Below are 14,329 nucleotides of genomic sequence, written 5' to 3'. Positions count from 1 at the left end.
CCCGCCGCGGCAGCCGCGGCGAAGCCGGCACCGGGCGCGCGCAAGCAACGCGGCGAGATCGCCCGCGAGGCGCGCCTGAGCACCGCCCAGGTCGGCCTGATCGAAACCATCCACAAGCAGGCGGCGCCGGAAGTGGTGGCGGCGGTGAAATCGGGCACGTTGTCGCTCAATGCCGCCGCCGCGGTCGCGACCTTGCCGGAAGACGAACAGCGCGCCGCGGCCCTGGCCGGCAAAAGCGAACTCAAGGAAGCGGCCAAGCGCGTGCGCGAATCGCGGCGCAAACCGCGCGAGCCGCGCGAAGGCGATGAGGGCGAAACCTCGGCGCTGGACGCCGCGCTCGCCGATCAGATCGTGGCGCTGCGCCAGCGCGTGGCCGAGCTGACCGCCGAGAACGACGCCTTGCGCGAACAACTCGCGCTGTTGCAGGCCGAAACCGCCTGATCGAAGGCCGCGCGCTGCGATGCGGTGCGGGCCATCAGCACATGCAGAGCAAATCCACCCTACCCCTTTTGATAAAGGGGGCGAACGGCCGCGCAGCGGACGTGGGGGATTTGCTTTGGCTCGCCTTGCTTCGCTCCGCGTTTCCAAGCGAACGACAGCCGCGCACTCGGCGACGCTAGAAGCCTGTTCCTCCAACGCCGTGTCCGCCGCGAACGCCCGCAGCCGGCCACGAACAGGCTCGCCCACAGGGCGACTTGCCTGGAGTTTTGCCGACTGACGTCGGCCCGTCACCGTCGCGACGGGCCGAGACCATCGGGCCGCCGTCAGCGCTCGCCGCCGTCGTGACGCGCCCGTTCGATCGGCTGATTCGCCGATTCGGTCGCCTGCTGCGGCGCATCCGGCGCCTTGCCTTCGAAGCGCAGCGCCGGCTGGCCGCTCTCGGTTTCCACCGAGCGCACCTCGCCGTTGGCGCGGCGCGCCTTGACCTGCTCCAGCACCGGGTTGCTGCACGAGCCTTCGATGAAGTCGGCGCGCTGCAGTTCGCCGTTCTTGAGATCGACGAACAGGCTGTGGGCGTCGCCGGCATTGCGGTTGCTCGACGTGGTCAATCGGCTGTCGCGCGGCAAGGTGGTCGAATCGACCTTCAACACATGGGTCACCGGACGCAGCCCGCAATAACTGTACTTGCCTTCGACGTCGCTGATCAGATAGGTGCCGTCCTCGAAATACAGGCGCACGCCGGGGATGCCGAGTTCCTCGCGGTCCTTCACCGAGTCGAGGTTGCAGTCGACGAAGATCTGTCCGACCACGCAGCCCTCATCGGAAAACACGCCGCCACGGATCTCGACCTTCCATTGCGACACGTTCGAGCACGGGCGCAGGCCGGTGCCGGCCGTGCATTCGGCCTGGGCGCGGTTGATGCCGTCGCCCTGCTGCGCGCCGACGCCGATACGCACGCGGTAACGCACCACCGCTTCGGCGCCGGGGGCGAGGCGATCGAGGGCGATGCGCAGCACCGGTCCGGGCGCGCCGCTCAGCGACACCAGGCCGGCGCCGCGCACTTGCGCGGTGTCGGCGACGAGACGGAAACCGGCCGGCAGGCGATCGACCAGCACCGGCGCCAAGGCCAGGCCGGCGCCGCTGTTGCGGATGCGCACGCTGTAAGAAACAAGGTCGCCGACCTCGGCTTCGCGCACCGAGCCGATCTTCTCGACGCTGAGCACCGCATCGGTCGACGGCAACGGCGTATCGACACAGGCATCGTCGCGCAGCGTGCGGCCGGCTACGCTCAGCACGGCTTCGTTGAACAGACCGCGCCCGCTACCGCCGGCGACGCAGGCGTTATTGGACGGGTCGGCGATCACCGATGCCGCTACCCGCACCCGCAGCTCCAGCGCATAGGTATCGCTGGCGCCGGCGGCGAGATCACGGGCAGTGGCGAGCGCCCACGGGCCAACGCCGCTGACCACAACACTGGCTCCGTTGCGGGTCGCGGTGGCCGATAGCACGCTGACGCCGGCGCCGAACTGCGGCGTGTCGCTGAGCTCGTAACGGCCGACCGCGGCGCCCTGATTGCGCACCACGATCGCGTAACGCACCAGGAATTCGTCGGCCGTTCCGGGCACCGCCTGCGGCGGGCCTGGCGCGTCCTTGCTCACGCTCAACACCGTCGCCACCGGCGTACCGACGCAATGCGCGGGGTCGGCGGCGACATCGCACCCAGGCGGCGGCGTGGCGCAGCCGTTCGGGTCGGTGGACGGATCGCACGCGACCGGCGGCGGCGTGCCGGTGTTGTCGGTGATCAGGTTGTAGATGCCGCTCACGCCGGCGGGAATCGGGTCGACCACGCGCACCACGAAGCTCGCTTCGGCGGTGCCTCCGTTGCCGGCGATCGGCCCGGCCACGGTCAGGGTGCAAGGACGCGCGCCGGCATCGCCGATCGCGCAACCGGCGAGGCTCGCGCCGCTCACCGACACCAAGGTGGTATGCGCCGGCAACAACTCGTAGAAGCTATGGTTGCTCGCCGCGACCGCGCTGCCGTTGGTCAGGGTCAGGGTGTAGCTCAGGGTTTCGCCGGGCTCGGCCTGACCGGGCAGGTTGCCGCTCTCGCCGCTCAGGCGCTTGGCGACGGTCACGGTCGGCTGGATCACCGGCGTTTGCACGCAATGGTTCGGATCGGTCGCAGCATCGCAGCCCGGCGGCGGCGCGGTGCAGCCGTTCGGGTCGGTGGCCGGATCGCAGCCCACCGGCGGAGGATTGCCGGTGTTATCGGTGACGAGGTTGTAGATCGCGGTGACGGCATTCGGAATCGGATCGACCACGCGCACGACGAAGCTCACTGCGGCGCTGCCGCCGTTGCCGGCGATCGGGCCGGCCACGGTCAGGGTGCAGGCACGCGCGCCGGCATCGCCGACCGCGCAACCGGCGATGCTGGCCCCGCTCACCGACACCAGGCGGGTATGCGCCGGCAGCAACTCGTAGAAACTGTGAGCGCTCGCGGCCGAGCCGCCGGTGTTGCTGAGGGTCAAGGTGTAGGTCAGTGTTTCGCCGGCCTCGGCGCGGCCGGCGACGTTGCCGGACTCGGCCGACAGCGTCTTCGCGACCGTCACGCGCGGACCGGTCGGGATCTGCGCGCAACCGGGCAGGCTCGGGTCGCTGTTGCAATCCGGCGGGCCCTTATCCGGGTTGTAGGCGCGGTTGAGGATGCGCGCGACGCCGGCCGGTATCGGGTCGACCACGGTCACCGCGACGGTAAGGCTCAGGCTTGCACCGGGCGCGATGCTGAGGTTGCGCCAGGCCACCGTGCCGCCGCTCGCTGCGCCGTCGTGAATGCCGCCGTTGTCGGACGACACGTAGACGGTGTTGGCATCGAGGTTGTCCAGGACGTCGTAGTTGATCGCGGTCAGGTTGCCGATGTTGCGCAGGGTGATGGTGTAGTTCAGCGCCTCGCCGGGTTCGGCGATGCCGTTGCCGTTGGCGTCGGTCACGCTCTTGACCAGGGTCACGTCGCTGGCGCAGCTGTCCAGCGCGGTCAACGAGATGTCGTCGAGGGCGAGGTCGTTGCCGGCGCCGCCGGGGCTGTTGTTGACGACTTCCAGGCGCAGGCTCGATTGGGTCGGGACGAAGCTCACGCCGTACTCGTTCCAGGTCAGCACGGTGCCGGGCAGTTCCGGAATGTCGCCGCTGCTGACGCTGCCGAGCACCGCGCCGGTGCTCGGGTCGACGATGCGGAAGGTGACGTTGGGGTCGATATCGCCGTCGCCGGGCAGGTATTCCTGCACGTTGGTCAGCCAGGCGGTGAAGTCGTGGCGCACGCCGACCGCCAGGCCGGTGAAGTCGCGCGAATAGAACACGCCGGGATCGAAGTCGGCGTTGACCAGCATCATGTAGCCGTTCGGATCGCCGGTGTGGTCGGTGCCGTCGCGCCAGGCGATGTTGCCGCCGTCGCTGCGCGGCGATTGCACCAGGGAGTACTCGCCGTCGTTGACCCGGCAATCCGGGCCGATGCACTGCGGTGCGGTGTCTTCGTAACGGTAGGTGGTCTGCGCCGGCGACAGCGGCGGACCGATGCGGCTGGTGCCGGAACCGAAACCGAAGCTTTCGTTGAACAGCGGCGCGCAGGTCTGCGCCGCGGCGGGCGCGACCGGCAGCGCCGCGGCGAGCAACAGCGCCGCCGCGCGCGGCAGCCAGGCGCGCAGACGGGAGAAGTTTGCGATGGCCATGCCGGTCCTCACTTCGCCGCGGCCCGGACTTCGATCTGCACGCGACGATCCGGCTGCAGGCATTGCTTCAATGCCGCGGTCGCACGCTCGCCGACACAGCCCTGGCTGACCGGTTCGCGTTCGCCGCGCCCTTCGGCGCTGATCGGCGTACGCACGCCCTGCCCTTGCAGATAGGCGCGCACGGTGTCGGCGCGCTGCTGCGACAAGCGTTGGTTATAGGCCTCGCTGCCCAGCCGGTCGCTGTGACCGACGACGTTGAAGCCGGTCACCTCGGTGCGCGCGCGCAACTCGGCGGCGAGCGCATCGAGCCGGCCCTTGCCGCGCGGCAACAGGCCGGCGAGGTCGCCGCGATCGAACGCGAACAATGTATCGGCCGACAGCTCGTAGTTCGCCTGCTGCGACGGCGGCGCTTGCGGCGACGGCGGCGGTGGGCAGGCCTCGGCGGCGGCTTCCGCGCGCGCCGACAAGTCTTCGGCGATCTGGATGTAGGGCTTGGCATGGCGCCAGCCGCCGTCGTGGATCTCGTTGCCGGCGTGCACCAGCTCGACTTCGGCGCAGGCGGTGGCCTGGCGCGCGCAACGGAAGCCGGCGTGGCGGCGCAAGGCGTCGTAACGCGCCCACAGGTCGGGGCGCAATTTTTCGGCGCCGTTGACCAGCGGGGTTTCGCTGCCCGGATCGGTGCCGGCTTCGAGCGCGGCGATCAACCTGGCCGATTCGGCCAACGCCGCCTGCGGGTAGCCGCCGCGGTCGTTGCGGCTGTACTCGTGGAAGCTGGTGTCGAGCCAGCACTGCGCTTTCGACAGCGCGTAGTCGTCGACTTCGATGCCGCGATCGTTGAGCGCCTTGATCCGTGCCTGCGTCGCTTCATAAGTTTGGTGGTCGGCGCGAATGGCCGCGTTGGCGATGCGCTGCGGCGCCGGCGTCAAGCTCTCCTGCGCGGTCTGGCTTTGCGCCGGCGATGCGGTCAGGCCGATCAGCGCGAGCAACACCGACAGGTGCCGACGATCCTTCGTTGGGTGGTGTTTCATCACTCGATACTCCTCAGCGCGGCAAGGCGGGGTTGGTCGCGGGGTCGTTGCCGCGGAACAGGGTTTCGTCGAACTTGAAGCGCAGGCGCAGATACGCGCCCTGGTTGGTGTATTCGCCCTGGGTCAGGTCGTCGTCGCGGAAGCCGCGCAGGTTGTAGCCGGCCGACAGCCACAGGTTGTCCTTGACCAGATAGCCCAGTTCGGCGCCGAAGGCGTACTGGCGCGCGCCGCCGGGACTCCACATCTGCGCCGCGAGGGCGCTGACGTCCCAACGTTCGGACACGTCGTAGGTCAGCCGGCCCGAGGCCAGATAAGCGGTGTAGCGATCGCTGCGCCCGTCGAAGTAGTCGCGCTGGCGCTTGCCGGCAAGACGGCCGCTGAGCCACCACGGCCGCGACGGGTGCCAGTCGGCGTGCACCGACAGGACGTGTTTGTCGAAACCTTCGTTGCCCAGCACGAAGCGGTCGTCGCCGTCGACGGGAAAGCCGCCGCTGCCGAGACCGCTGTTGGCCAGACTGCTGTCGCGGCGCGTCCAGAACTCGTATTTGCCGAGCACGTTGAGGCGGTTGCGGTCGGTGTCGCGATAGGCGAAGCCAAGCTGGAAACGGTCTTCGTAACTGTCCTGGGCATCGCCGTCGTAACGGTTTCGCAGATGGTAGTTGCGCAGCAAGCCGGTCCAGTCGCGATTGAGCTTGCGCGCGAGGGTGAAAGTCGACAGCCAGGTGTCGTAGCCCTGGCTCAGCCATGGCACCGTGGTCGGCAGGCCGGTGACCGGGTCGTTCGGCAGGACGTTGTCGCCGACGTTGTCGCTGCGCCGCCACTCCAGGCGCCCGCTGATCAGCCACAACTCGTCCGGACGCCACTCCGCGGCGAGGCTCGCGGCGGTGGCTTGCTGGCCGCGGCCGTCGAGCACCTGCAATTTCTCCAGGCCGGTCTGCAGGCTCAGCGCCGGCGTCACCCGCCAGCGATTGCGCAGGCCGTTGGCCCATTGCAATTGGCGCGCGCCGTAGGCGTCGTACATGCGGTATTCGCTGAACACGGTGCCGCCGTCCATGTACTCGGTGTCGAGGCCGTAGACGAAGGCATTGCTTTCGTAGGGGCTGGCATGGCGACGGCCGGCGGCATCGACCGCGCCCTCGGCGGTCGCGACCGACGCCAGGCCGGTGTTCCACTCATAGCGGCCGTACAAACGCGTCTTGTCGTGCACGCGCAGGCCCGCGCCGAGCGCGGCGCGGCGATGCTCGCTGTGGTCTAGGTCCTGCTCGGCTTCGGCGCTGAGGTCGAAGCGTTCGTCGACGCGCCACTGCGCGGCCACGCGCAACGCGGTGTATTCGACCGGCACGCCGGCCAGGCCGTTACCGACCCAACTGCCGTATTGGCCGCTCCAGCCGTAGCCAGTGTTGTACAGCGTCTGGCCGGTGCCGGGATTGATCGCGTTCGGCGAGCCGCCGTAAAAGCCGCCGCCGAAGCCCGGCGAGACCACGCCGACGCCGAACGGCGCGGTGATCGGCGCCGGTACCGACAGGCCGTTGCCGTAACCGTAGCGGCCGGCGCGTTCGTCGACCCGGTTGGCGCCGACTTCCAAGGTGAAGGCTTCGTTCGGCGTGTAGCGCACGCCGGCCTGCAACTGGTCGCGGCGCGCATCGCTGACCGTGCCTTCGACATGCGTGCCCTGTGCGTACAAGCCCCAGGTTTCGTCGAGGCGCAGTTGCGCATCCAAGCCGCCCTGCTTGCGCCCGCCGATGAACGACGAAGCGGGGTTATTGAAGCCCGCGTCGCTTTCGCCGTAATAGGCACCGATGTCGCTGTGTTCGCCGCGATGGCCGAAGGCCAGGCGCCAGGCATCGCCTTCGACCTGATCGCTGCGCAGCGGATCGATCGGGCCACCACCGACCCCTGCGCCAGGCAACGCGGTGTACAGCAGCCCCGGCAAGGTGTTGTAGGCGCTGCGGCTGCGCGCCACTTCGCCGCTGAGCCAGGTCCGCTCGCCGAAATGCACGCTGGCGTTGGCGCTGGCCAGCTCATAAGGCGAAAGGGGGTTTTCGTCCTTGACGTAGCTGCCGCCGAGTTCGAAGCGCTCGTTGACGCGGTATTGGCCGTTGGCGCCGTAAACCCAGTAGCGCTCGCCGCCCTGGTCGACTTCGTAGCTGATGCGCACCGACACCGGGTTGAGCGCGGCATCGACCGAAGGCACCGATTGCGCGAACAGGATGCGGCCGCTGAAGGGTTCGAAGTTGTAGTCGACGAAGCGCTGCATCGGCTTGACCTCGACGATGCGCGAGGGCGCGTGGCGGTCGCGCACGATCATCTCCACGCGTTCGCTGCCGAGCACCGCGCCGGCGCTGTTGCTGACGGTGTACGGGCCTGACAGGCCGCGCCCGGGGAATTCCTCGATCACCTGGCGCAGGTTGTCGTAGGCGGCGAACACGTCGAGCGCGCCGCGCGCGCCTTCGGCATGCGCGCGCAGACCGGTCATGGCGCGGTGGTACTGGCCGAGCTCGCGCGTCGCGACCGGGGCGACACTGCCCTGCCCGTTGCGCTGGCTGAAACCGTCGCCGGTGACGATGTCGCCGTACAACAGATAATTGCGGTCTTTGTCCAGGCGCAGATACAGGCGACTGTTGCTGCGCGCCTCGAAGCCGACGATGGAGGCGTCGCCGTAGACCGGGTACCAACGCTCCGGGTCGAGATCGCGGAACAGGCGGTCGCGATCGGGCTTGTCGCTGTCGTAGGCCATGGTCAGCAAGGCATCGCCGCGGACCTTGCCCTTGAGGAAGAACGCCGTGCGCAAGGCGGCACTGCGCTTGCCGTCGCCGGAACGCCGCGACCAGTTGCGTATCTCGTCCTCGAAGCCGTCCTCGGGCCGCGCCTGACTGAGGCTCAAAGGGTTCTTGCGGTCGAAGCTGACGATGCCTTCGACCAGGCCCACCGCGATCATCTCGCGCAGCGCCGGCACGAAGCCGATCTCGCCCTTGGCCACCGCCGCACCCGCGGACACTTGCACCTGCACGCGCTGCGGCTCGATCGGCGCCAACAGCCAGACCTGCGCGGCACCGTCTTTCGCCATGAGCTGGAAACCCGGCATCGCCGCATCGAGGTCGCGCGGCGCCAGGCCGAACTGGTCGCTGCTCGCGCCCGGCAGTTGCAAGCGGCCGGCCGAAGACTCCAGGGTCAGGACCGTCTCGCCCGGCAGCGGCCGACCGTCGCGGTCGAGCACCTGGATGTCGAGTTTCGCCGGGGTCTGGCCGTCGGCCGGCAGGCTGTCGCGATCGACCGCGACGCGGATCGTCGCGGCCGGTTGCGGTGCCAGGCGTTGCGCCAGCAGCGGCGCCGGCAGGGGGCGATCGGTCTTGAATTGCGCCTGCGCCGTGCCGCAGGTCGCGGCGATGGCACAGGCTAATGTGCTGAGCGCACTCCGGCGCAGAAGTCGTTCCGTTTGACGCATATCCTTGCTTCCCTCGTTTACAACCCGAGGCGGGCTGTCCGGTAAGGCAGAGAGCAGCCACGACCGGAGAGGCGTGCCTTATGTCTCTATTATTTTTGTGACGTAAATCACAATTTTGACTTAGAGACGCAAGCCACGTGCCAAGCTCGGCAGCAACGGCTTGGCAGGGAAAATTTGTGACGTTAATCAACATTAATGACACATAGTGACGTCATGCGTCACTCATTTGTGTCAGTTCATTGCGCTCGATCGCACAAAGCACATTAGTCGTCGCGCAGGCACGCGAGCCTTGCGCCGAGTCGCACGCGAAGCCGCTTTCCTCGTCGCTAATCGACTTGCCGGCACGCGACAGGCGCCTACGCTCGATGGCGCGAACTCAGGCGCCGCTGCGCACGCAACGGCGCCGGACCGCGCTCATCGGCCCCGTGAATCCGCCGCGGCTGGGCCACGGCGGCTCAGGGCAGTTCGCGGTGAACCGCCTGGTTCTTGCCGGCGCGCTTGGCTTCGTAGAGGGCGAAGTCGGCCGCTTCGAGCAAGGGCTCGTAGGAATCGCCGCTGCACGGCGAATAGGTCGCGCCGCCGACGCTGACGGTGACGCGGCCGACCTCGGCGCCGGTGTTCGGAATCGCCAGTTCGTAGACGCTGGCGCAAATCTGCTCGGCAACCTGGCGCGCGCCTTCGCTCGGCGTCGACGGCAACACCAACGCGAACTCTTCGCCGCCGAAACGCGCGGCGACGTCGGCCGGACGCTGCGCGCAACGCTGCACCGCGCCGGCCACCGCCTTGAGCGCCTCGTCGCCGATCAAATGGCCGTAGGCGTCGTTGTAGACCTTGAAGTTGTCGACATCGACCATGAGGATCGAGAAGTCGCCCTGCTCGCGCACCGCGCGGCGCCATTCGGTGTCGAGGTAGCTGTCGAGGTAGCGGCGATTGTTCAGCCCGGTGAGGCCGTCGACATCGCTGAGCCGGCGCAGCACTTCGTTCATTTCCAACAGCTTCTGCTGGTTCTCGCTCAGCGCGCGATAGGCCGCGTCGCGTTCGATCTGGTTGAGATAGGCCTGCGAGTGGTGGCGGATGCGCGCGATCAGCTCGATCGGGTCCGGCAGCTTGACCAGATAATCCGCGGCGCCGGTCGCGAAGGCCTGGCTTTTCACCGCCGCGTCCTCCTTGCTCGACAGGACCACGATCGGCACGTTGCGCAAGCTCGCGTGCACCCGGTACAGGTGCACCAGGGTCATGCCGTCGACGCCGGGCATGACCAGGTCCTGCATGATCACCGTCGGCTGCAGCGCCTCGGCGGTCGCGACCGCGTCGCTGGCCGAGCTGCAGTAGTGGAACTCGACGTCCTGCTCGCTGGCGATCGCGCGGCGCACGGCCTCGCCGATGATCGGTTGATCGTCGACCAGCAACACGACGAACCGGCGCCTGCGGGGCGTGGCCGGCGTAAAGCTCGAGGAATGCTCAGTCATGGGGCTACGTTCCTGATGTCACCGAAGAGCAACCGCAACTTCGATGCGATTCGATCCAGGGGAAGAATGTCGACGGCGGCGCCGCGATCGGCGGCCGCCTTGGGCATGCCGTAGACGGCGCTGCTGGCCTGGTCCTGGGCGATGGTGTGGTGGCCGCGCATCCGCAGCGAGTGCAGACCGCTGGCGCCGTCGCGGCCCATGCCGGTCAGCAGCACGCCGACGATCTCGCCGGGCCAGTCCTTATTGATGCTCTCGAAGAACACGTCGACCGAAGGCCGGTACGGCTGCTCCACCGGCTCGGGCGTGTACGCCAGCGCGCCGTCGGGCTCGAGCACGAGATGCTCGTTGGTGCCGGCCAGCAGAACGCTGCCGGTGGCCGGCCGATCGCCCGGCCGCGCCAGCCGCACCGGGTTGGCGGAAAAGCGATTGAGCCAGTCGGCCATGCTGCTGGCGAACTTTTCGTCGATGTGCTGGACGACGACGATCGCCGCCGGAAAACCGGCCGGCAATCCGCCGAGCAACTCGGCCAGCGCCGCCGGGCCGCCGGCGGAAGCACCGATCGCGACCAGGCGCTTGGCGCCGGAGCGGCGCATCGGCGGCTTCTTGGCCTGCCGCGACGGCGCATCGCCGACCAGGCGGCCGATCAGGTCGATCTTGGCCAGCAGTTCCTGCGCGCCGGCGTAGTCGTCGATGCCAAGGGTCGGCACGTCGGCGGCGTCGATGGCGCCGTGGCCCATGGCCTCGAACACCAGCGAGGCGTTGCCGCCGACGCTGGCGGTCACCACCAGGATCGCACAGGGGCTGCGCGCCATGATCTGGCGCGTCGCTTCGACCCCGCCCATGCCCGGCATCAACAAGTCCATCAGCACCAGGTCGGGCGTGTCCTCGGCGCAGCGCGCGACCGCTTCCTCGCCGCTCGCCGCGGTCCAGGCGATGCGGTGCTCGCTGCGCCGGCCGATCGCGCGGCGCAGCGCTTCGACCGCCAGCGCCAGGTCGTTGACGATGCCGATCCTCATGCGGCGGCCTCGCCGATCAAGTCGACCACCGCCTGCAACAAAGCTTCCTCATGGAAGCCGCCCTTGGTCAGATAGAAATCGGCGCCGGCATCGAGGCCGCGCCGGCGATCTTCCTCGCGATCCTTATACGACACGATCATGACCGGCACGCTGCGCAGACGCGCATCCTTCTTGATCAGGCCGACCAGCTCGATGCCGTCCATGCGCGGCATGTCGATGTCGGTCACGACCAGATCGAAATGACCCGCCCGCACCGCGTTCCAGCCGTCCATCCCGTCCACCGCCACCTCGACCACGTAGCCTCCGCTTTCGATCAGTTTGCGTTCGAGCTCGCGTACGGTGAGTGAATCGTCGACCACCAGCACGCGCTTGCGGGTCGCGGTCTGCGCGCTGTCGTCGTAACGCAGCTGGGTCAGGCGTCCGGTCGACACCAGGCGCTCGACCGAACGCAGCAGGTCCTCCACGTCGACGATCAGCACCGGCGTGCCGTCGTCGAGCAGGGCGCCGGCGCTGATGTCCTTGACCTTGCCGAGCTGGCTCGGCAGCGACTGCACCACCAACTCGCTGACGCCGCGGAAACGCTCCACCGCCAGGCCGTATTCGTGACCGCCGCCGGGCGCGCCGAGCACGATCACGTGCAATTGCTCGGGCGCGGCCTTGGCCTCGGCGCCGCCGAGCACCTGCTGCGCCGACACCAGGCCGATGCGGCGGCCGTTCAACTCGAAATGCTGGCGCCCTTCCAGCCAGTGCACGTCCTCGCGCGCGAGCATCGCCGTGCAGACGATCTGGGTCAGCGGAAACGCATAGGCTTCCGCGCCGATCTCGACCACCAGCGCGCGCAACACCGAGGTCGTCAGCGGCAGCAACAACTGGAAGCGGGTACCGCCGCCCGCCTGCGACGACAGCCGGACCGTGCCGCGCAACTGCTTGACCATGTTCTGCACGGCGTCGAGCCCGACCCCGCGCCCGGAGATCTCGGTGACTACCTCGCGCAGGGTGAATCCGGGCAGGAACAGGAATTCGAGCAGTTCCGCCTCGCTCAGGCGCGAGGCGGTGTCCTCGTCGGCCAGGCGGCGGGAGACGACGATGCGGCGCACCTGTTCCAGATCGATGCCGCGACCGTCGTCCTCGATGGTGATTTCGAGCAGGCCGGACACGTGATGCGCTTCCAGCCGCACCAGGCCACCGGCGGGCTTGCCGCCGGCGCGGCGCTGCTCGGCCGACTCGATGCCGTGATCGACCGCATTGCGCAGCAGGTGGCCCAACGGCGCTTCGAGCTTGGCGAGGACGTCGCGGTCGACCTGGGTCTTGGCGCCGACGATCTCCAGGCGCGCCTCCTTGCCGAGTTCGCGCGCCAGATCGCGGACCATGCGCTTGAAACCGCGGGTGCCGTCGGCGAACGGCCGCATATGGCTCGACAACGCCTCGTCGTAGAGGCGATGGGCGACGCTGGCGATGCGGCGCTCGAACAAGTCCAACTGGGCGATGCGATCGGCCAGTTGCCGCTGCGACTCGGCGATCGCCGAGCGCGCCTCCATCAGCAACGCGTTCGCATGTTGATCGCGCGACATGCCCGGCGAGACGTCGGCCAGCCGGTCCAGCGCGGCCGCGCTGTCGTGCTGCAGACGCTTCAGGCGGCTCAACGAGCGGATGTAGGGATCGAGCCAGCGCGACACCACCAGCGATTCGCCGGCCAGGCCGAGCAGGCGGTTGAGGCTGCGCGCGGTGATGCGCAGCACCCGCTCTTCGCTTTCGGCGTCGGCATGGGCCGCGTCCGCACTCGACGCCGGCTCCGGCTCGATCGTCACGGCCAGCGCCGACGCCGACGCCGACGACGCGGCCGGAGCGGGATCGGCGGCCAGGGCCGCGGCCAGAGCGGCGCGGAAACGCTCGGCGTCCGGCGCATCGTCCTGCATCCACGGCGCGGTCTCCGTAGCCGGGGTCGCGGCGATGCGGGCGAGCAGGTCGACGCCGCCGAGCAAAGCATCGATGACGACGTTGCCGAGGACCAGCCGCCCCTGTTGCGCCTCGACCAGGCAATCTTCCATCGAATGCGCGACCGCCACCGCGGCCGACAGGCCGAGGATGCGCGCGGCGCCTTTCACCGAATGCGCCGCGCGCATGCAGGCTTCGAGTTCCGGCGCCGAGGCCGGATGGCTTTCGAGGATCAGCAGCCCCTCGGTCAGCACCTGCGCCTGCCCCTCCACTTCCATGCGGAACAGGTCGTGCAGCGAATAGTCCTGGAGGTTGCCTGTGCTCATCCGAGCCGCCGATTGAGTGCGCTGAGCACCAGCGCGTCGTCGAGCACGCCGACGTTGCGCTGGCCCATGGCCAGGATGCCGGTACTGAACGGCGACACCGAATGCGCGACCGTCGCCGGCACGTTGCCGATCGTGGCCGGGTCGTAACGATGCGAACCGTGCACTTCGTCGGCCTCGAAAGCCAGACGCTGCTCCTGCCAGGCCAGCACCACCAGGCGCCGGTTCAATACGCTGCGCGCGGCGTCGGCCTGGCCCGGTTCGAGATGGAACAGCGATTCGAGCGCCACGCAGACGGTGAGCTGGCCGCGCACGTTGACCAGCCCGCGCACCACGCCTTCGCGACGGTGCGGCAGGGTGTGGACCGGGCGCGGCTCGATGACTTCGTCGACCACCGAGGCGGTCAGGCCCAACCATTCCGCACCGAGGCGGAACACGAACAGCGACCCAGTCAGCGACCTCAGGTCTTCGGCCTTGGCCGCGACGTGCCGGGTCGCCTCGCGCAGCGCCTCCGGCTCGGGCGCGCGGTCGAGCAAGCGCGCCACGGCGCTGCTCGATCCGGCCGGCGTGTGTTTGGCGCTCATCCTGCGCGGTCCTTATCGGTGCCCATCAACCTGCCGTCCTGCGCGAGCGTTGCGCACGCAGGCGCAGGACCCGCCCAGCGGCGGCGTCGCCGCGGGTTTCTAACAGCAAGGCCAGGTGCATCAGGGTCTCTTCGTGTTGCGGCTGCAAGTACAAGGCCTTGCGGAAATAGTCTTCGGCGAGCTCGTTGCGGCCCTTCGCTCCCTCGATCAGCCCGAGCAGGTACAGCGCGCGCGCCGACGGCCCCTGCGCCTGCAGATAGGCCTGGCAGGAGCTCGCGGCCCGGTCGAAGTCGCCGTTGTCGGCCAGGCGCTGCGCGGCGTCGAGCAAGGCCTCGGCGCCCTCGACCGCAGGCGGCGCGGGGTTGG

Annotated in this window: 9 protein-coding genes and 1 pseudogene (1 of these 10 running past the window's edge); 1 reads left to right on the top strand and 9 read right to left on the bottom strand. The window is 68.9% G+C overall.

All coding sequences use genetic code 11. The features are described 5' to 3' along the window. A pseudogene (locus tag ACTJJK_RS03855) lies at positions 1 to 441 on the top strand (plasmid replication/partition related protein); the annotation flags it as partial. Between the two features lie 323 nt (positions 442 to 764). On the opposite strand, the gene ACTJJK_RS03850 reads toward ACTJJK_RS03855, so the two are convergent. The 9 genes from ACTJJK_RS03850 to ACTJJK_RS03810 form a co-directional block, all read right to left on the bottom strand. After that, complete coding sequence (locus ACTJJK_RS03850) at positions 765 to 4,163, bottom strand: hypothetical protein (protein WP_440729512.1); 3,399 nt, start codon at positions 4,161 to 4,163, stop codon at positions 765 to 767. Between the two features lie 8 nt (positions 4,164 to 4,171). Beyond that, positions 4,172 to 5,191, bottom strand: a complete 1,020-nt coding sequence (locus ACTJJK_RS03845; protein ID WP_440729511.1) for an OmpA family protein — start codon at positions 5,189 to 5,191, stop codon at positions 4,172 to 4,174. A gap of 13 nt (positions 5,192 to 5,204) precedes the next feature. Continuing rightward, the gene (locus ACTJJK_RS03840; RefSeq protein WP_440729510.1) at positions 5,205 to 8,636 is read right to left on the bottom strand and encodes a hypothetical protein; all 3,432 of its coding nucleotides are present in this window, start codon (positions 8,634 to 8,636) and stop codon (positions 5,205 to 5,207) included. Positions 8,637 to 9,091: 455 nt separating this feature from the next. Next, entirely contained in the window at positions 9,092 to 10,105 is a 1,014-nt protein-coding gene (locus ACTJJK_RS03835) for a diguanylate cyclase (RefSeq protein ID WP_051884258.1), read from the bottom strand. After that, positions 10,102 to 11,121 carry a chemotaxis response regulator protein-glutamate methylesterase gene (locus tag ACTJJK_RS03830; RefSeq protein ID WP_440729509.1) on the bottom strand — a complete coding sequence of 340 codons (1,020 nt, stop codon included), beginning with the start codon at positions 11,119 to 11,121 and terminating at the stop codon, positions 10,102 to 10,104. Before ACTJJK_RS03830 ends, ACTJJK_RS03835 begins: the two co-directional genes overlap by 4 nt. Then, positions 11,118 to 13,382, bottom strand: coding sequence for a hybrid sensor histidine kinase/response regulator (locus tag ACTJJK_RS03825; RefSeq protein WP_440729508.1), 2,265 nt, complete (start codon positions 13,380 to 13,382; stop codon positions 11,118 to 11,120). Before ACTJJK_RS03825 ends, ACTJJK_RS03830 begins: the two co-directional genes overlap by 4 nt. Continuing rightward, entirely contained in the window at positions 13,379 to 13,963 is a 585-nt protein-coding gene (locus ACTJJK_RS03820; RefSeq protein ID WP_051884259.1) for a chemotaxis protein CheW, read from the bottom strand. Before ACTJJK_RS03820 ends, ACTJJK_RS03825 begins: the two co-directional genes overlap by 4 nt. A 25-nt stretch (positions 13,964 to 13,988) precedes the next feature. Then, positions 13,989 to 14,270 (bottom strand): tetratricopeptide repeat protein, encoded by a 282-nt coding sequence (locus tag ACTJJK_RS03815; protein ID WP_440729517.1) that lies wholly within the window; start codon positions 14,268 to 14,270, stop codon positions 13,989 to 13,991. After that, positions 14,171 to 14,329, bottom strand: the final stretch of a protein-coding gene (locus ACTJJK_RS03810) for a CheR family methyltransferase (protein WP_440729516.1). The gene runs 816 nt beyond the window's last position; only the last 159 of its 975 coding nucleotides appear in the window; its start codon lies beyond the right edge, outside the window; the stop codon is at positions 14,171 to 14,173. The genes ACTJJK_RS03815 and ACTJJK_RS03810 overlap by 100 nt, the downstream gene beginning before the upstream one ends.

The organism is Lysobacter sp. 22409, assembly GCF_052045105.1.
GTDB lineage: Bacteria > Pseudomonadota > Gammaproteobacteria > Xanthomonadales > Xanthomonadaceae > Lysobacter > Lysobacter antibioticus_B.
This window is presented reverse-complemented; position numbering and strand designations above follow the sequence as displayed.

Bases quoted from the DNA above. Each gene is read 5' to 3' on its own strand.
- ACTJJK_RS03850 (WP_440729512.1), bottom strand. From the start codon at position 4,163: ATGGCCATCGCAAACTTCTCCCGTCTGCGCGCCTGGCTGCCGCGCGCG.
- ACTJJK_RS03845 (WP_440729511.1), bottom strand. From the start codon at position 5,191: ATGAAACACCACCCAACGAAGGATCGTCGGCACCTGTCGGTGTTGCTC.
- ACTJJK_RS03840 (WP_440729510.1), bottom strand. From the start codon at position 8,636: ATGCGTCAAACGGAACGACTTCTGCGCCGGAGTGCGCTCAGCACATTA.
- ACTJJK_RS03835 (WP_051884258.1), bottom strand. From the start codon at position 10,105: ATGACTGAGCATTCCTCGAGCTTTACGCCGGCCACGCCCCGCAGGCGC.
- ACTJJK_RS03830 (WP_440729509.1), bottom strand. From the start codon at position 11,121: ATGAGGATCGGCATCGTCAACGACCTGGCGCTGGCGGTCGAAGCGCTG.
- ACTJJK_RS03825 (WP_440729508.1), bottom strand. From the start codon at position 13,382: ATGAGCACAGGCAACCTCCAGGACTATTCGCTGCACGACCTGTTCCGC.
- ACTJJK_RS03820 (WP_051884259.1), bottom strand. From the start codon at position 13,963: ATGAGCGCCAAACACACGCCGGCCGGATCGAGCAGCGCCGTGGCGCGC.